Annotated in this window: 18 protein-coding genes; 8 read left to right on the forward strand and 10 right to left on the reverse strand. The window is 63.1% G+C overall.

The features are described 5' to 3' along the window. Positions 1–81 precede the first annotated feature (81 nt). From AC0NID_RS05780 to AC0NID_RS05795, 4 genes are read left to right on the forward strand one after another with little or no spacing between them, the layout of a single operon-like run. Positions 82–780 (forward strand): CerR family C-terminal domain-containing protein, encoded by a 699-nt coding sequence (locus AC0NID_RS05780; RefSeq protein WP_473451722.1) that lies wholly within the window; start codon positions 82–84, stop codon positions 778–780. Next, entirely contained in the window at positions 777–1,730 is a 954-nt protein-coding gene (locus AC0NID_RS05785) for an HlyD family secretion protein (protein ID WP_473451724.1), read from the forward strand. Before AC0NID_RS05780 ends, AC0NID_RS05785 begins: the two co-directional genes overlap by 4 nt. Continuing rightward, positions 1,727–2,647: an ABC transporter ATP-binding protein gene (locus AC0NID_RS05790; RefSeq protein ID WP_473451726.1), complete on the forward strand. Its 921-nt coding sequence runs from the start codon at positions 1,727–1,729 to the stop codon at positions 2,645–2,647. Before AC0NID_RS05785 ends, AC0NID_RS05790 begins: the two co-directional genes overlap by 4 nt. Next, positions 2,644–3,792 carry an ABC transporter permease gene (locus AC0NID_RS05795; protein WP_473451728.1) on the forward strand — a complete coding sequence of 383 codons (1,149 nt, stop codon included), beginning with the start codon at positions 2,644–2,646 and terminating at the stop codon, positions 3,790–3,792. The genes AC0NID_RS05790 and AC0NID_RS05795 overlap by 4 nt, the downstream gene beginning before the upstream one ends. Before the next feature lie 18 nt (positions 3,793–3,810). On the opposite strand, the gene AC0NID_RS05800 is transcribed toward AC0NID_RS05795, so the two are convergent. From AC0NID_RS05800 to AC0NID_RS05810, 3 genes are all read right to left on the reverse strand, one after another. Continuing rightward, positions 3,811–4,464, reverse strand: a complete 654-nt coding sequence (locus tag AC0NID_RS05800; protein WP_473451730.1) for a glutathione S-transferase family protein — start codon at positions 4,462–4,464, stop codon at positions 3,811–3,813. Positions 4,465–4,537: 73 nt separating this feature from the next. Then, positions 4,538–5,521 (reverse strand): threonine/serine dehydratase, encoded by a 984-nt coding sequence (locus AC0NID_RS05805; protein WP_473451732.1) that lies wholly within the window; start codon positions 5,519–5,521, stop codon positions 4,538–4,540. Positions 5,522–5,734: 213 nt separating this feature from the next. Next, a complete protein-coding gene (locus AC0NID_RS05810; protein ID WP_473451734.1) occupies positions 5,735–6,058 on the reverse strand; it encodes a hypothetical protein in 324 nt (107 codons plus the stop codon). Between the two features lie 178 nt (positions 6,059–6,236). On the opposite strand from AC0NID_RS05810, the gene mbfA reads away from it, so the two are divergent. Then, a complete protein-coding gene (mbfA, locus tag AC0NID_RS05815) occupies positions 6,237–7,226 on the forward strand; it encodes an iron exporter MbfA (RefSeq protein ID WP_473451735.1) in 990 nt (329 codons plus the stop codon). Between the two features lie 6 nt (positions 7,227–7,232). On the opposite strand, the gene AC0NID_RS05820 is transcribed toward mbfA, so the two are convergent. From AC0NID_RS05820 to AC0NID_RS05830, 3 genes are all read right to left on the reverse strand, one after another. Next, complete coding sequence (locus AC0NID_RS05820; protein ID WP_473451737.1) at positions 7,233–7,577, reverse strand: antibiotic biosynthesis monooxygenase family protein; 345 nt, start codon at positions 7,575–7,577, stop codon at positions 7,233–7,235. After that, positions 7,574–7,906: an NIPSNAP family protein gene (locus AC0NID_RS05825; RefSeq protein WP_473451739.1), complete on the reverse strand. Its 333-nt coding sequence runs from the start codon at positions 7,904–7,906 to the stop codon at positions 7,574–7,576. Before AC0NID_RS05825 ends, AC0NID_RS05820 begins: the two co-directional genes overlap by 4 nt. A 92-nt stretch (positions 7,907–7,998) precedes the next feature. Then, positions 7,999–8,226, reverse strand: coding sequence for a DUF1127 domain-containing protein (locus AC0NID_RS05830; RefSeq protein WP_473451741.1), 228 nt, complete (start codon positions 8,224–8,226; stop codon positions 7,999–8,001). A gap of 68 nt (positions 8,227–8,294) precedes the next feature. On the opposite strand from AC0NID_RS05830, the gene AC0NID_RS05835 reads away from it, so the two are divergent. Continuing rightward, positions 8,295–8,969: an ArsR/SmtB family transcription factor gene (locus AC0NID_RS05835; RefSeq protein ID WP_473451743.1), complete on the forward strand. Its 675-nt coding sequence runs from the start codon at positions 8,295–8,297 to the stop codon at positions 8,967–8,969. 3 nt (positions 8,970–8,972) lie between these two features. On the opposite strand, the gene ligD is transcribed toward AC0NID_RS05835, so the two are convergent. Then, entirely contained in the window at positions 8,973–11,507 is a 2,535-nt protein-coding gene (ligD, locus tag AC0NID_RS05840) for a DNA ligase D (RefSeq protein WP_473451744.1), read from the reverse strand. A 132-nt stretch (positions 11,508–11,639) separates the two neighbouring features. Next, complete coding sequence (locus AC0NID_RS05845; protein ID WP_473451747.1) at positions 11,640–12,146, reverse strand: YciE/YciF ferroxidase family protein; 507 nt, start codon at positions 12,144–12,146, stop codon at positions 11,640–11,642. Between the two features lie 406 nt (positions 12,147–12,552). On the opposite strand from AC0NID_RS05845, the gene AC0NID_RS05850 reads away from it, so the two are divergent. Together AC0NID_RS05850 and AC0NID_RS05855 are read left to right on the forward strand one after the other, a co-directional pair. Next, complete coding sequence (locus AC0NID_RS05850) at positions 12,553–12,699, forward strand: hypothetical protein (protein ID WP_145721910.1); 147 nt, start codon at positions 12,553–12,555, stop codon at positions 12,697–12,699. Between the two features lie 249 nt (positions 12,700–12,948). Further along, the gene (locus AC0NID_RS05855) at positions 12,949–13,335 is read left to right on the forward strand and encodes a thiol-disulfide oxidoreductase DCC family protein (RefSeq protein WP_473451749.1); all 387 of its coding nucleotides are present in this window, start codon (positions 12,949–12,951) and stop codon (positions 13,333–13,335) included. Positions 13,336–13,370: 35 nt separating this feature from the next. Here AC0NID_RS05855 and AC0NID_RS05860 read toward each other — a convergent pair whose 3' ends face one another. Beyond that, positions 13,371–13,757, reverse strand: coding sequence for a DUF1850 domain-containing protein (locus AC0NID_RS05860; RefSeq protein ID WP_473451751.1), 387 nt, complete (start codon positions 13,755–13,757; stop codon positions 13,371–13,373). After that, the gene (locus AC0NID_RS05865; RefSeq protein WP_473451753.1) at positions 13,754–15,862 is read right to left on the reverse strand and encodes a TRAP transporter permease; all 2,109 of its coding nucleotides are present in this window, start codon (positions 15,860–15,862) and stop codon (positions 13,754–13,756) included. Before AC0NID_RS05865 ends, AC0NID_RS05860 begins: the two co-directional genes overlap by 4 nt. Between the last annotated feature and the right edge of the window lie 142 nt (positions 15,863–16,004).

The raw sequence follows: 16,004 nt of genomic DNA on the forward strand, positions 1-16,004 counted from the left end.
ACTAAAGCGTGTGCGGCTGGAGATGGCAAGTTGGAGGCGGTGCGGGTTGACTTTAATCATTCGATTGATTAATTTCTTACCATGAGTAAGTCGACGAACGCCAAGATTCCGCGTCGCGAGGCATCTCCCGCCGACATGACGCGCGCGGCACTTGTCCGCGCGGCGCTGAAACTGTTCGGACGGCAAGGCTTCGACGGCACCTCGACGCGCGAGATCGCGGCTGAGGCCAAGGCCAATATCGGCTCGATCGCCTATCACTTCGGCGGCAAGGAAGGACTTCGCGCGGCAGCGGCCGATTATATCGTCGACACCATCCAGACCATTGCCGGTCAGGCGATCGGCAATCTGCGGGCGCCAAGCGATTCAGAAGCGGGCGACCCCGAAGCGGCGCGGGCACAACTCTTCACCGCGCTGGAGCGGATGGTGATGTTTGTCGTGGCAAGGCCGGAGGCCGGCGAGATCGTACAATTCGTCCTGCGCGAGCTTTCGCATCCGACGGCGGCACTCGATCGCATCTATGACGGCGTGTTCGAGCCGACGCATCGCCGGCTCTGTCTGGTCTGGGAACAGGCGACGGGCGAGGCCGCCGAAAGCGAGGCTACCCGGCTCACCGTGTTCACGCTGATCGGTCAGGTCATCTATTTCCGCATCGGCCGCGAGGCGGTGATGCGCCGCATGGGCTGGGACGGGATCGGCGACGCCGAGGCTATCAAGATTGCCACGGCGGTAACGGACAACCTTGGGGCCATATTGGCCGCCCGGAAGGATCGTAGGTCATGAGTTTTCTTTGCTCCCTGCCGCTCGCCGCCCTGCTTTTCAGCGCCTGCGCACCGGCGGCGCCGCTCGCCGTCGGTTATGTCGAGGGCGACTATGTGCTGCTCGCGCCGATCGAGGTGGCGCAGGTCGAAACGGTCGCGGTCAAGCGCGGCGACCGCGTCGAACCAGGCGCGCCGGTGGTGACGCTGGAAAGCGCCGACGCAAGAATAGCTGTCGCGCAAGCCGAGGCGGCCCTTGCCCAGGCGCAGGCTCAACTCGCCGATCTGCAGGTCGGCAAGCGGCCGGAAGAGATCGAGGTGCTCAAGGCGCAAGTCGACATGGCCAAGGCGCAGGCCGCGGATGCCAAACGCAGATACAGCCGCGCCAGCGACCTGTTCAGGCGCGGCACCGGCACGCAGGCCGATTACGATACGGCTTCCGCCACGCTGGAAACCGCCAACGCGCAGGTCGGCCAAGCGGAGGCAAATCTCGCCGTCGGCGGCCTGCCGGCGCGGCCGGAGACGATCAGGGCCGCCGAGAATCAGGTCAATCAAGCGCAATCGGCGCTGGAACAAGCGCGATGGCGGCTGTCGAAGCGCGTACTGGCAGCGCCGTCGCCCGGCCGCGTCAACGACGTGATCCGCAATCCGGGCGACACGGCCGGCCCGACCGCGCCGGTCGTTTCGATGCTGCCGGACGGCGCCATGAAGCTCAGCGTCTATGTGCCGGAAAATGCGTTCTCGTCGATAAAGGTCGGAGCGCTGCTCAATGTCCGTTGCGACGGCTGCGGGCCTGACGTGAAGGCACGGGTCAGCTACGTGTCGCCGGACCCGGAATTCACACCGCCAGTGATTTACTCGCTCGAGACCCGGCAGAAGCTGGTCTATCTCGTCGAGGCACGGCCGGAGGGTGACGCGGGTCCGCTGCAGCCGGGGCAGATCGTCGACGTCGATCTGGCGGATATCGAAAAATGAACGTCATCGACGTCCATGGCCTGGTCAAGCGCTTCGGCAACAAGACCGTCGTCGACCATGTGACGATGACGGTGGCCGAAGGCGAGATCGTCGGCTTCCTCGGCCCAAATGGCTCGGGCAAGACGACGACCATCCGCATCATGTGCGGCCTGCTGACGCCGGACGAGGGCGAAGGCACGGTGCTCGGTTTCAACATCCGCACCGACAGTTTGAGCATCAAGCGCGAAGTCGGCTACATGACCCAGAAATTCTCGTTCTACGAGGATCTCACCATCGCCGAGAATCTCGAATTCGTGGCACGGCTCTACCAGTTGAAGCCGCTCGGCGAATATGTCGGCAGGACACTGGAGGAGCTCGGACTCACCTCGCGCAAGGACCAGCTGGCCGGCACGCTGTCCGGCGGCTGGAAGCAGCGGCTGGCGCTTGCCGCCTGCATCATGCACCAGCCGAAACTGCTGCTGCTCGACGAGCCGACGGCGGGCGTCGATCCGAAGGCGCGGCGCGAATTCTGGGATGAGATCCATCGGCTGGCCAGCGGCGGTCTGACCGTGCTGGTCTCCACCCATTACATGGACGAAGCCGAGCGTTGCCACCGCATCAGCTACATCTCCTATGGCAAGCTGCTGGCCACCGGCACGGTCGACGAGGTGGTGCGGAATGCCGGGCTGACGACCTTCGTCCTACAGGGCCCTCGGCTTGATCAGGTTGCCGTCATACTCAGCGGCCGTCCCGGCGTCGACCAGGTAGCACCGTTCGGTGCGACGCTGCATGTCGTCGGTTCCGACAAAAAGAAATTGGAAGCAGCACTTGTCGATGTCGAGAAAGAGCACAAGAGCGTGACCGTGACGCCAGGCGAGACCAGCCTGGAGGATGTCTTCATCCAGTTCATGTCCGGCTCGAAGGACAACATGGGATGAAAAATGGGATAAACAGCGTCTTTTCCTTTGCCAGGCTCGGCGCGCTGCTGATCAAGGAGTTTATCCAGATGCGGCGCGATCGCATAACCTTCGCCATGATGCTGGGTGTGCCGCTGATGCAGCTGGTGCTGTTCGGCTTCGCCATAAACAACGATCCCAAGAGCCTGCCGACAGCGCTCGTGGCGATGAGCAACGACCAGTATACACGCGCCATGGTCTCCGTCCTGCAGATGACGGGCTACTACCGCTTCGACCATGTGGCGCAGAGCGCCGCCGAGGCCGAAGCCCTGATGGCCAAGGGCGCCGTCTCTTTCGTCGTCACCATCCCCGCCGACTTTGCCCGACGGGTCGAGCGCGGCGACAGCCCGCAAATCCTGATCGAGGCCGATGCAACCGATCCATCGGCGGCGAGCGGCGCCGTTTCGACACTGAGCAAGGTAGCGAGCCAGGCACTGCTGCGTGCCCAAGGCATGCAAGCGACCGCCGCTGAAACCGCCAAAGAGCAGCTGCAGGTGGTGGTGCACCAGCGTTACAATCCGGAAGGCATCTCGCAGTACAACATCGTGCCCGGCCTGCTCGGCGTCATCCTGCAGATGACCATGGTGATGATGACAGCAATGGCGCTTACCCGTGAAACCGAACGCGGCACGATGGAGAACCTTTTGGCGATGCCGTCCAGCCCGGCCGAAATCATGCTGGGCAAGGTGCTGCCTTTCCTTGTCGTTGGTGCGGTGCAGGTCGCGGTGGTGCTGGTGGCGGCCAAGCTGTTGTTCAGCATTCCGTTCGTGGGCTCCCTTACGCTTCTTCTTTCGACGGTGCTTGCCTTCGTGCTTTCGCTGGTGCTACTCGGCTATACGATCTCGACAATGGCGCGTTCGCAAATGCAGGCGATGCAGCTTACGTTTTTCTTCTTCCTGCCATCGTTGCTGCTGTCCGGCTTCATGTTTCCTTATCGCGGCATGCCGGGCTGGGCACAGGTGCTGGGCGAAATCTTCCCGCTGACACACTTCCTGCGCATCACTCGTGCAGTGATGCTGAAAGGCGCTGATTTCAATGCAATAGCGGCTGAGGTCGGCTGGCTGATGTTGTTCGTGGCGCTGTTCGCCGGCACGGCGCTGGTGCGCTTCCGCCGGACGTTGGATTAGCAACAAAACTCAATCAGCTTACGCGGGGTTGGCCTGACTCGGGACCGGCGGCAATTCAGGCGCAGCCAATCCTTTGAAGGGCGCGCGCCAGGCATCGATTTCTTCAAGCCGACGATACCAGCGGCTGACGGAAGGATAGTCATCGAGCGGCAACCTGGCGATATCGTTGAAGGGTAGAAACGTCGCCATTCGAAAGTCGGCATAGGAAACCGAATTCTCGACCAGCCATTCTCGTTCGGAAAGCTCGGCTTCAAGTGTTGCAGCGGCGGCGCGGAAGTCCCGCAGCCCCTCCTCAACCCGGTCCTCATCTATCGGGCCGAGCCCATACCGCTGTTTGGTCCCGCGTTCGAAATGCACGACGTCGCAAGCTCTTGCGAAGTTCTCTTTGCCCCAACTGAGCCATCGGATCATTTCGGGTTCGTCGTCACCGGTGCGCCAGAAGTCCGAATGCGCGTCGCGTGCAAGCCGGCAGGCTATGGCGTCCGCCTCCCAGAGGCTCTTTCCCGAGCCGACAAGTATGGGCAATGACAGATTGGGATTTAGCGGGCGAAATCGCTCAGCCTGCCCCGGAGCGAAGGGGGAGGCGAATTCAAACTCGACCTTCGCGTTGAGATAACGTGCCGCCGCGACCGCGAGGCGAGGATTGGGATTGCGGCTGAAGAGCAGTTTCATTCCATGATCGACTGGACGCGCACGGCGCGCTTTAGCACATTGCATCGACGCGTGATCCGGAACTGGTCGCCACCTAAGCCGCCGCCATGATCTCGGCATAGGTGCCGAAATCAACATTGCCGCCGGATAGCACTACGGCGACGCACTTGCCTGATAGTTCGATCTCGCCTGACGACAGCGCCGCCAGCGCGACGCTGCCGCCGGGTTCGACCACCAGCTTGAGATGGGCCATGGCGTCACGCATCGCCTGTGCCGCGGCCCTGTCGGAAACGGCAATGCCGCCGGCGAGGTTCTTGCGGTTGATCTCGAAGGTGATCGCGCCCGGCTCGGCGGTTAGAAGCGCGTCGCAGATCGAAGTGTGACCGGGTTCGATCGAAACCCGGACACCTCTGGCCAGGGAACGACAGGTGTCGTCGAAATGCTCGGGTTCCACCGCCCAGACGGCCGTGTCCGGCGAGGCATCCTTCACCGCTATGGAAATGCCGCTGCTCAGGCCGCCGCCGCCGCAGGGAACGACGACCGCATCGAGCCTCACCCCGAGCGCTTTGACCTGCGCCATCAGTTCGAGGCCGATCGTGCCCTGGCCGGCGATGATGGCCGGATCGTCGAATGGCGGGACCAGGACCATGCCCCTTTCGACGTAAGGGCGAACGACCGTCATGCGGTCATCGCGGAAACGGTCGAACGGAACCACTTCCGCTCCCATCTTCCTGACATTGCCGACCTTCATCGCCGGCGCGTCAGTCGGCATGGCGATGACCGCCTTGACGCCGAACATCGCTGCCGACGCGGCGACGCCTTGCGCATGGTTGCCCGATGAAAAGGCGACGACACCGCGGCTGCGCTCCTCGTCGCTCAGCGAAGACAGTTTGTTATAGGCGCCGCGGAACTTGAAGGAGCCGGTGCGCTGCAGCGTTTCCGGCTTGAACAGGATCCTGGCGCCGAAGCGCTTGTTCAGCTCAGGCGATTCGATCAGCGGCGTTTCGACGATCAGGCCGGACAACCGCTCCGCAGCACGGCGGATGTCGGCGATGCCGGGAGGCGTGGTGGCGGTCATGAAGGGGTCCCGTGGCAAGACATGTTGCGTTCATGATGCCCGGAAAGGGAGGCGGCGCACCAATGAAAAAATGTGACCGTTACAAATTCCCGTTGGTAGGAAGAGGGGCGGTGCGCCTGTCATCGACCGCCCCGGCCCTTCGCTATGGCTCCGGGCGTTCGTCGCTTAATCGACAAATCGTTGTCGATTGATCGGCCTGCGGCCGACCGCGCCTCACCCCAAAAGCGTCCGTTGCCGTTTGGCGCCGCCCATCTTACGCCAGGTGTTGAAGCGGTGGGTGGCAGCGGCGAAGGAGATCTTCATCTGCTGGGCAACCGAATAGCGCGATTTGCCCTCGTCGAACATGCGGTAGCAGCACTCGACGCCCTCCTCGGTCAGCTTGCCGTCGGGGGCCTTGTTGTGCGGATTGGCCGGATCGAATTTTTCGACCTGCTGCTCGACCAGGCCTCTGAGGCGCTGCAGATCGGCCTCGATGCTGGCGATAAGGTCTAGAACGGGTTTTGGGTCGAATGCATGGGTGGGCTGTTTTGCCGGCATACACGGGTTCCTTTCTCTCGGCTTAGGTTCAGCTATATAGGTGAACATCCAGCAATAGTTAAGAGGCGACGGAGAATTCCCGGTGCCAATAAATTTGAACGTCCGGGCGACGGGCGCGATTGACCAACGGCGCACCAAACCATAGTTTAGAACTATTCTAAACTTGGGTGAATTTCTCATGCTTTCCCGGGTATTTGGCTTCGGCTTTGGCCGCCGTCCCTTCGAATCGCTCTCGGAGCAAGAGATCCTGGCGCTCGCCATCTCGTCCGAGGAAGATGACGGGCGTATCTACCGTGCCTATGCCGACGGTCTCGCGGATAGCTTTCCGCATTCGGCCAAGGTCTTCGAGGAGATGGCCGAGGAGGAGGACGGCCATCGCGACTCGCTGATCGAGCTTCACCGCAAGCGTTTCGGCGAACGCATTCCGCTGATCCGGCGCGAGCACGTGAAGGGCTACTACGAGCGCAAGCCCGACTGGCTGGTCAGGCCGCTCGGCATCGAGCATGTGCGCAGCCAGGCCGAGGCGATGGAGCGGCAAGCCTATCTATTCTATGTCGAGGCGGCGAAACGCACCAGCGATGCCTCGACGCGAAAGCTGCTCGACGATCTGGCTGTGGCCGAACAGGGCCACGAGACTCTGGCGCAGCGGCTGGAGCAAAAGCATGTGCCGGGCACGGTGAAGGACGAGGAAGCCGCGGCCGAGCAGCGCCAGTTCATCCTGACCTATGTACAGCCCGGACTGGCCGGGCTGATGGACGGGTCGGTGTCGACGCTGGCGCCGATCTTTGCCGCCGCCTTTGCCACGCACGACACGTTCCAGACCTTCCTGGTCGGGCTTGCCGCCTCGATTGGCGCCGGCATCTCGATGGGCTTCACCGAGGTCGCCTCCGACGACGGCAAGCTGTCGGGCCGCGGCTCACCGGTGAAACGTGGCATCACCACAGGCGTCATGACGGCGCTGGGCGGCCTCGGCCATGCACTGCCTTACCTCATCCCGTATTTCTGGACGGCGACGATTGTCGCGGCGGTGGTGGTGTTCTTCGAATTATGGGCGATCGCCTTCGTGCAGAACCGCTACATGCAGACGCCATTCTGGCGCGCCGCCTTCCAGGTGGTGCTGGGCGGCGCGCTCGTTTTTGCGGCGGGGGTGCTGATCGGGAATGCCTAACAATCCCTAACCATTAACTACCCGACTGTCCTGTGGCGCCTCGGCACGTTCTGTCAGACCATAGTCGCGCACAACATGGGCGATGCGCAACCGATAGTCGGCAAAGACACCGCCACGGCCGGCCTTCTGAGCCCGCCTATGTTCCTCCGTGTTGCGCCAGGCTTTCACCGCTTCTTCGTCGCGCCAGAACGACAGCGACAGGATGCGGTTTTCGTCGACAAGGCTCTGGAAGCGTTCGATCGACAGGAAGCCGTCTATGCCGTCGAGCAGCGGGCGCAGGTCGGCTGCGATGCCGAGATAGGCGTCGCGCTTACCCGCCGCCGGTTCGACTTCGAAAATGACGGCGATCATGGCAGCACCAGCGGTGCGTGCGGCCCCGAGGCCGGCTTCAGGAACATGCGATCCTCCTTGAGGATGAATTTCTCACGCCGCGCGAATTCGTAATTCGCCTTGCCGGCCGGATCGGCGGCGAGCCTGATGCGATAGGCTTCGTAGGCCGCAAGGCTGTCGATGTTGTAGGCGGCATAGGCCGTCGTGGCCGAGCCTTCATGCGGCGCAAAATAGCCGATCAGATCAGCACCGCAGCGCGGGATCGCCTGGCCCCAGTTGCGGGCATATTCCTCGAACGCCGTCTTGCCGAACGGATCGATCTCGTAGCGGATGAAGCAGGTAATGGTCATTTTCGTCTCCAGTTGGATGCTTTCTTTCGGCGACAGTTCGAGCAGCATCAAAACGTTCCGCGGTCCGATGTGCTAGGCGATTTCTCCGGTGGTCATGCTTGCCAGAAGGATTTCGCGCATTCGCGGCGAACGTCTTCTGGCGTCAGGCCAAGATCGCGCAAAAGGTGCTCGTCAATCTCGGCGAGGTCGAGGCGCTGCAGATGGCGGTCGTACCACCGCGTCGGGAGCCGCAGCCGCAACCGGCGCAATGTTAAGAACGGGAACGGTAGGCGGCCGAACCGGCTTTCGGATACGGCGTTGGGGGCGGTTCTTGCGGTCATCATCGTCTCCTTGATCTGAGCCGAGAATAATGGTTATCTGACAAGAATGCTTCGATGAGGGACGAACTATGCGCGAAGGACCCGACATAGCCCGTATCGCCAGCCTGGTCGGCGATCCGGCGCGGGCAAACATGCTGACCGCGCTGATGGGCGGCACGGCACTCACGGCGAGCGAACTGGCGCTCGAGGCCGGCGTGTCGCTGCCGACCGCCAGCTCGCATCTGTCGAAACTGATGGAGGGCGGGCTGCTGACGCTGGCAAGCCAGGGGCGCCATCGCTACTACGGGCTCGCCGGGCCGCAGGTGGCTGGCATGATCGAGGCCATCACCGGCGTCGCCGCAGCGGTCGGGCCGCAGCGGGTGCGGCCGGGTCCCCGGGACGCGGCGATGCGCGTGGCGCGGGTCTGCTACGATCACCTCGCTGGAGAACAAGCAGTGGCGATGCTGGATCGCCTTGTCGACAAAAAAGTCCTCATACGCGACGACAAGGAGATCCGGCTTGGGCAGTCGGCCGCCTCGCATTTCGCCGCGCTCGGCATCGAAGTCGAGAGCAAGCCCCGGCGGCCGGTGTGCCGGGCCTGCCTCGACTGGAGCGAGCGGCGCTCGCATCTGGCCGGCACGCTGGGCGCCGCCATCCTCGACAAGATCCTTCTGGAAAAATGGGCGCGGCGCGAGAGAGACAGCCGCGCGGTAGTCTTTTCGCCGATGGGCAAGCAGGCGTTCGAGAGGACGTTTCTCGCCTGATTGTCAGCCGCGCTCGAGCGGCTTGCCTTGCTTGAAAAAATCCGCCCAGGGATCGGCTTCCGCCAACCGCTTCAGCGTCGTCTTGTCGCCGATCGGAAAGGCGTTCGGCGCCAGTCCGGCCTCGATCTCCCCCCAGGTCACCGGCATCGACACGGTGGCGCCTTTCTTGGCGCGCGACGAATAGGGCGCGACCGTGGTCGAGCCGCGGCCGTTGCGCAGATAGTCGACGAAGATTTTTCCGGCGCGGGCCTTCTTCGACAGCGTCGCCGTGTAGCGATCGGGTGCGGCCTGTTCCAGCGCCCGGGCGAAATCATGGGCGAAGCCTTTCACCTCATCCCAATCGGCCGACGGTTTCAGCGGCACGACGACATGGTAGCCCTTGCCACCCGACGTCTTGACGAAATTCGACAGGGACAACTCATCGAGCTGGCCGCGAATTTCGAGCGCCGCCGCACGCACCGCCTTCACGTCGACACCCTCATCCGGATCGAGATCGAAGATGATCTGGTCGGGCTTGTCCAGTTCATCGATGGTGCAGCCCCAGATATGGATCTCGACCACGCCGAGCTGGACCAAGGCAGCGACACCGTCGAAATCGCGAACAAACAAAATCTCCTCGCCGTCTGTCGGATCTTTCATCATGGCAATTTTTTCGTGCATGCCGGCAGACGCATGCTTCTGGAAGAAGCGCTGGCCGCCGATGCCGTCCGGCGCGCGCACCAGGCTCAGCGGCCGATTGACGACGAACTGCTGCATGCGCGGCCAGACCAAAGCGTAGTGATCGAGCAGACTCTGCTTCGAGACCTTCTCCTGCGGCCACAGAAGCTTGTCGGGATTGGAAAGCTTTACCGCGGTTTTTGCCGCCCCGGTGGACTTGACCTTGGTCTGGGCCTTGCCCCCGGCGGGCTTTGCCTTGGTGTCGTCCTTGCCTGCGGGTGCCTTCGGCTTTTCCTGCACGACTTCCTCCGCCGGCTTGTCCTCGCGCAATCCCTGGAACGAGGCGTGGCGTATTATACGGTCCGACGTCCAGCTGCGGAACTCCACTTCGCCGACAAGTTCGGGTTTCACCCAAATCACTCCTTTGCCCAGTCCCTTGCCTTTCGGCACAGCCGTGTCGAAGGGCGACGTCTTCGCCCTCAGGGCGTCGAGTTTTTTCTTCAGGTCAGCGGCGGTATCGATCGAAAACCCGGTGCCGACACCGCCGGCATAGTGCAGCTTGCCACCTTCGAGGTAGCCGACCAGCAAGGAACGCACTCCACGCCTGGCCTTCTCCGACGGCAGATAGCCGCCGATGACGAATTCCTGGCGCAGCGTGCATTTCGACTTCACCCAGGACATGCCGCGGCCGCTGCGATAGGGCGCGTCGGCGCGCTTGGAGACGATGCCTTCCAGCCCCATGCGGCAGGCGTGCTCCAGCATGACCTTGCCGGGCTCGGCAAAATGGTCGCTGAAGCGGACTGCCGGGTTGCCTGGCTGCTTGCCAAGCAGGTCCTGCAAAGCCTGCTTGCGCTCGACTAGCGGCTCCGTGCGCAGGTCTTCGCCGTCGAGACGCATCAGATCGAAGACGTAATAGAGAAACCGGTCCGTGCGACGCGCCGACAGGTCCGCCTGCAGCAGTGCAAAGGACGACACGCCGCTGTCCGCCAACACGACGACCTCACCATCGATGATGGCATCGGTGCATCTCAGACGCCCGAGTTCCGCGACAATCTCGGTGCCGAATTTGTCCGTCCAGTCGAGGCCGGTGCGAGTCAGGAGCCGCGCCTCGGTGCCGGCAAGCTGGGCCTGCATGCGATAGCCATCGAACTTCACCTCATGCAGCCATTCCTTGCCGGGAGGGGCATCCCTCTGCAGGGTGGCGAAACACGGTTGGATGAATTCAAGCCGTTTCGCCGCCCTGGCCTTCTTGCCGGCGACCGGCCTGTTGGAATGCCAGACCCTCGCCTTCTTGCCGTCGGCGGTCTTGCCTTCGGCGACCTCCTCGATCGTCAGGCCGGACTTCACCGATTCGGGCGCCTCCCGCAGAATGTCCTCGCCCGGCCGCGCGGCGGCATCGTCGGACTTGATCAGCAGCCAGTTGTCACGCTTTTCGCCGTGGCGCGGCTTCAGCCGCACCAGATGCCAAATGCCGTGCAATTTATGGCCGTTGAGCTCGAAGCTGATATGGCCCTTCTTCATCGCCTGGGCCGGATCCGTCTCCGGTGTCCATGTGCCCTCGTCCCAGACGATGACCGAGCCGCCGCCATATTCGCCCTTGGGAATGGTACCTTCGAAGGGCGCATAGTCGATCGGGTGGTCCTCAACATGGATGGCAAGCCGCTTTTCGTGCGGGTCGAGGCTCGGACCTCGCGTCACCGCCCAGCTCCATAGTACGCCGCCATGCTCGAGGCGAAGGTCGTAGTGCAGCCTTGTGGCGGCATGCTTGTGAATGACGAAGATGCCACCGGCTTGGACCCTCTTGCCACGAGAGACCTTGCCAACCGGCTCGCCGGTCTTCTTGAAATCGCGCTTGGCGTGATATTGTTCGAGACTGGCCATCGCGCGCGATCCTATGCCGATTTGACATGGCGTCGAAGACTCCGCGACGCCGGCGCATTTGAACGGATAGAAACCGTTTCAGTTCCGGCCCGCGAGAAAGCGAGGCAAGGCCGGGTTTGCCCGGCGTTCGACCTATTCGGCGGCCTGAAGATTGACCTTGGCTTCCGCGATCTCGGTAAGCTTTCGGTCAGTCGCCTGCTCTTCCTTGATGTTGTTGGCCAGGACGTTGGCGCAGTCGCTGCGGCCAAGCTGCTTGGCCCAGGCGATCAACGTGCCGTAACGCGTTATCTCATAGTGCTCGACCGCTTGCGCGGACGCAATCAAGGCGGCGTCGAGAACGTCCTTGTCGTCGATGTCGCCGCTGACTTCGTCGGCCTCCTCGAGGATGCCGTCGATGGCGGGACAGTTCACCGTCTTGGCCTTCACGCCATGCAGTTCGAACACTTTCTCGACCCGCTCGATATGGCCTTTGGTCTGGCCGAGGTGCTTCTCCAGGCCGGCTTTCAATTGCGGATTGGTCGCCTTGTCGATCATCTTCGGCAGCGACTTCTCGATCTGTTTTTCGGCGTAATAGATGTCGCGCAGCGTGTGGACGAAGAGGTCGTCCAGCGTCTTGATGTCTTTCGAAAAGAAACCCATGGCTTTTGCCTTTCCATTGCTCTTGCTGTGTCGAGGTTGCGACGGGCAGTTCCCGCAGAAGCCGCCCGCCGGCTGGGCCGGTTGGCTCCGGCTCCTGCGGTCAACGTGCTTGTGCGGGGAGGGGTTCCTGACTTTCCCACGAGCACGGAAATTTCGCGGCACCGGCCAAGGCTGAAACAGAAGCGCGCCGGAGCGACATCCAAACGAAACATATGTGATGCAAAAGTCACATCGACCGAAATGTCGACGAACTGCATGGAAAGACCCCGAATCAGCCGCATTCCGGCCACGAACCAAGGCATTTTCGACCAGATATTAACATCGCGTTCACCGACTATTCACGCCTCGACGCTATGGTCCTCGCAATTCGGAAGGGACATCCGAAATCGGGACAGGGACAGGTAAAATGAACTTCTGGAATCACATCGCCGGCTATGCTGCCGCCATCCGCGAATTCGTCGCGCCGACCTACCGGCCGGAGCGCTATTACATGCGCGGTCCCGGCCCCGCTTGCGCGCGCCGCGGCAACACGCTTGGTATCAGCGCGCACTGATGACGCCCAGGGAAAGCCGCCACGACAGCCGAATCTGCAGGCCGGCCGCCGATCACCGTGCGACCACCTATCGTGCGGAGCGCCCTGCCCTCGCCGACAGGCGGCGTGCGACAACGCCAACGTCCTGAGGTTCTGGATTTTTGATCTCGCCGCCAACCGGCTTGGCGTCTTTTTGACATTGGACGGCCGGGGCTTGCGTGACTACCCAGCCGGATCCATCCTCCAGAACCCGTCGATACAAGTCATCCGTTGATCTTGTTCGACAGCGTCGGCGTGCTGAACTCGGCCTTCGTGCGCATGCTAGTGAGGCTCGACCCTGCGGGCCGCTTCCATTTTGCCACGGCGCAGTCGCCGCTCGGCGAAGCGCTGTTTCGAAAATACGGGCTGCGGACGGACAGCTACGAGAACAATCCGGTCCTCATCGACGGCATCGCCTTCACCCGCCTGGACAGTTTCGTTGCCGTCATGTCGAACTGGGCTGGCCGCGGCGGGTGGCGAGATCGCTGCTGCTCTTGCCAAGGCCTGTTCGCGACTGGCTCTACGATCGCATTGCAAAAGATCCGCTACGCTTTGCTCGGCAGGAAGGACAGCTGCGAGATCCCTTCCGCCGAATTGAAAGCGCCGCTGATTGGCTAGCCGCCGGACCAGCATGAGGCCGGGACAATCGTCCACTACCGCGGCTGGCTGGAACCTTCCGGCCCGCACGGTTCCAGCACGATCGTGCCGCCTGCCGCCTTGCCCAGTTCGCGGCAGTCTTCAACCGTGCACAGTGTCCAGCCTTCACCGGTGGCGCCGGATGCGGCGAGCACGAGGCGTGGCTGAAGCTTGATCGCGGGCCTATAGACCCACCAGCCGTCCCGCAGCACGGCGCCCTCGGGCGGCTCCATGCCGGCGCCCGAGCCCTTGATCCGTGCCTCGAGGATTTGCAAACCGGAAGGCAGCACCTTCCACTCTTCCTGCCAATGCGTCTTTTCCACCGAATGCGTCCAGGCGAGCGTGAAGGCGGCGACAGTGAGCGTCACCGTCTTGCCGGCGGCGGCCAGGATACAGAGGCTCATGCGGCGCCGATGGTGGGTGCCTGCCGCGCGCGCCAGCAGTGCCAGCCGACCCAGACAAGAGAGAGCGCCCAGCCGGCCTCGTCGGTGAGCGGCAGCGCGGCAACCAGCAGCGCGCCGGCAGCGAAAGCGACGAGGCGTTCCCCCCAGGCCATGCGCCGGGCGAGGAACCCGACAGCGGCCGCGCCCCACAGGACGATGCCCATGCCAGCCTTGGCCACGATATAGGCGACCTCGACGGGATAGCCGAACTGGGCGGCGATCGGCCCGGCGTCCTGCAACATCAGCGCCGGGGTGTAGACCGCCATAAACGGCACGACGAAGCCGGCGACGGCAAGCTTGGTGGCCTGGATGCCGATCTTTAGGCCGCTCTCCTTGGCCATGGGCGCGGCGGCAAAGGCGGCCAGGGCCACCGGCGGGGTGAGGTCGGCCATGATGCCGAAATAGAAAACGAACATATGGCTGACCACCAGCGGCACGCCGAGCGACAGCAGTGCCGGCCCGGCCAGCGACGAGGTGATGATGTAGTTGGGGATCGTCGGTATGCCCATGCCGAGCACCAGGCAGGTGAGCATGGTCAGCACCAGCGACAGGAACAGGTTGTTCTCGCCGATGGATATGATCCAGCCGATGAAGGTGGAGGCGATGCCAGTGAGCGTCAACGTGCCGATGACGATGCCGACGATGGCGCAGGCGATGCCGACCGGCAGCGCGTTCTTTGCTCCCTCGGCAAGCGAATCTATGCATATCTGCAGCGTCTCGCGGCCGCCCTTGAAGGTGAAACAGGCGACAATGAGTGCAGCAATCACAAGACTGAGAATGTTGACGCCGAACTCCATGAACGAGGCGGCGGCGAGCCCCAGCGCCAGCCAGAAGACGACGCGGAAGGCAAGCGGCCCGATCAACGCCGCAAGCGGCGTGCCGAGGATGAGCACGATGGTCAGCGCCAAACCCATGGTGCCGGCGAAGATCGGCGTATAGCCGGCAAACAGCAGATAGATGAGCGCGGCCAGCGGCAGCACCAGCGGCCAGTGCCTTCTCACCGCGTCCCACGGATTGGGCAGCCCGGCCTTGGCCATGCCCCGCAGGCCGGCCTTGCCGGCTTCCAGGTACACCTGCCAGAAGCAGGCGCCGAAATAGAGCAGCGCCGGGATGATCGCCGCCTTGACCACCTCGGCATAGGGAATGTTCAGCGTCTCGGCCATGATGAAGGCGACCGCGCCCATCACCGGCGGCATGATCTGACCGCCCATCGAAGAGGTCGCCTCGACGGCGCCGGCGAAGGCCGAACGGAAGCCGAAGCGCTTCATCAGTGGAATGGTGAACTGGCCCGAGGCCACCACATTGGCGACGCCGGAGCCGGAAATGGTGCCCATCAGCGCCGAGGACAGAACGCAGACCTGGGCCGGGCCGCCGCGCCACGAGCCGACCAGGCCAAGCGCGAAATCGTTGAACAGTGCGATCATGCCGGCGCGTTCGAGAAAGGCGGCGAAGACGACGAAGATGAAGATGTAGGCGGCCGAGACGTAGACCGGCGTGCCGTATATGCCTTCGGTGCCAAAGGCGAAAGTGTCGACGAGCTGGGCGAAATCATAGCCGCGATGGATGAAGGGCGGCGGCAAGTGATTGCCGAAGAATGCGTAGGCGAGGAAGATCAAGGCGATCAGGGCAAGCGGCAGGCCCATCAGCCGGCGCGCAGCCTCGAAAACCAGCACGACCAGCACCGCGCCGATGATCAGGTCCGGCGTGGTGAGGAAGCCGGAGCGCCGGATGAGGTCGGCATAGAACACCCAATTGTAGAGACCGGTGGCGAAACCGAGCACGCCGAACCCCCAGAACGCGGCTTTCGCCGGCCTGCTTTTGGCGCGCAGATTGGCGATCAGGGCAAAGCCGAGCAGCAGCAGGAAACCGACATGCATGGCGCGCACCACCTGGCTCGGAAGGCTGCCATAGGCGGCGATGTAGATCTGGAAGACGGAAAAGGCGATGGCGATGAGGAAGGCCGCCTTGCCGGCAATGCCTTCGCCGAAGCCCGGCGGCAGGCCTTCGATCGCGACTTCGGCGGTGGGGGAAAGAACGGTCGTGGTTTCGGGATGGGCGTCGGTCATTGGCGGGTTCCTGACGGGCGGTTCCCCTCCCGCTTGAAGGGAGGGCGGACAGCCGCCGAAGGCGGATAGACGGATGGGGTTCGTTGCGGCAGTGCGCGGCCTGAACCGACCCCACCCGCCTCGCTCGCTCAGCACCCCCTCA

It is taken from the genome of Mesorhizobium sp. WSM4821 (genome assembly GCF_055901555.1).

What these genes read in the sequence shown, in the direction of transcription:
- AC0NID_RS05825 (WP_473451739.1), bottom strand. Translation starts at nt 7,906, where the DNA reads ATGACCATTACCTGCTTCATCCGCTACGAGATCGATCCGTTCGGCAAG.
- AC0NID_RS05795 (WP_473451728.1), top strand. Translation starts at nt 2,644, where the DNA reads ATGAAAAATGGGATAAACAGCGTCTTTTCCTTTGCCAGGCTCGGCGCG.
- AC0NID_RS05790 (WP_473451726.1), top strand. Translation starts at nt 1,727, where the DNA reads ATGAACGTCATCGACGTCCATGGCCTGGTCAAGCGCTTCGGCAACAAG.
- AC0NID_RS05850 (WP_145721910.1), top strand. Translation starts at nt 12,553, where the DNA reads ATGAACTTCTGGAATCACATCGCCGGCTATGCTGCCGCCATCCGCGAA.
- AC0NID_RS05780 (WP_473451722.1), top strand. Translation starts at nt 82, where the DNA reads ATGAGTAAGTCGACGAACGCCAAGATTCCGCGTCGCGAGGCATCTCCC.
- AC0NID_RS05830 (WP_473451741.1), bottom strand. Translation starts at nt 8,226, where the DNA reads ATGACCGCAAGAACCGCCCCCAACGCCGTATCCGAAAGCCGGTTCGGC.
- ligD (WP_473451744.1), bottom strand. Translation starts at nt 11,507, where the DNA reads ATGGCCAGTCTCGAACAATATCACGCCAAGCGCGATTTCAAGAAGACC.
- mbfA (WP_473451735.1), top strand. Translation starts at nt 6,237, where the DNA reads ATGCTTTCCCGGGTATTTGGCTTCGGCTTTGGCCGCCGTCCCTTCGAA.
- AC0NID_RS05805 (WP_473451732.1), bottom strand. Translation starts at nt 5,521, where the DNA reads ATGACCGCCACCACGCCTCCCGGCATCGCCGACATCCGCCGTGCTGCG.
- AC0NID_RS05865 (WP_473451753.1), bottom strand. Translation starts at nt 15,862, where the DNA reads ATGACCGACGCCCATCCCGAAACCACGACCGTTCTTTCCCCCACCGCC.
- AC0NID_RS05835 (WP_473451743.1), top strand. Translation starts at nt 8,295, where the DNA reads ATGCGCGAAGGACCCGACATAGCCCGTATCGCCAGCCTGGTCGGCGAT.
- AC0NID_RS05800 (WP_473451730.1), bottom strand. Translation starts at nt 4,464, where the DNA reads ATGAAACTGCTCTTCAGCCGCAATCCCAATCCTCGCCTCGCGGTCGCG.
- AC0NID_RS05785 (WP_473451724.1), top strand. Translation starts at nt 777, where the DNA reads ATGAGTTTTCTTTGCTCCCTGCCGCTCGCCGCCCTGCTTTTCAGCGCC.
- AC0NID_RS05845 (WP_473451747.1), bottom strand. Translation starts at nt 12,146, where the DNA reads ATGGGTTTCTTTTCGAAAGACATCAAGACGCTGGACGACCTCTTCGTC.
- AC0NID_RS05810 (WP_473451734.1), bottom strand. Translation starts at nt 6,058, where the DNA reads ATGCCGGCAAAACAGCCCACCCATGCATTCGACCCAAAACCCGTTCTA.
- AC0NID_RS05860 (WP_473451751.1), bottom strand. Translation starts at nt 13,757, where the DNA reads ATGAGCCTCTGTATCCTGGCCGCCGCCGGCAAGACGGTGACGCTCACT.
- AC0NID_RS05820 (WP_473451737.1), bottom strand. Translation starts at nt 7,577, where the DNA reads ATGATCGCCGTCATTTTCGAAGTCGAACCGGCGGCGGGTAAGCGCGAC.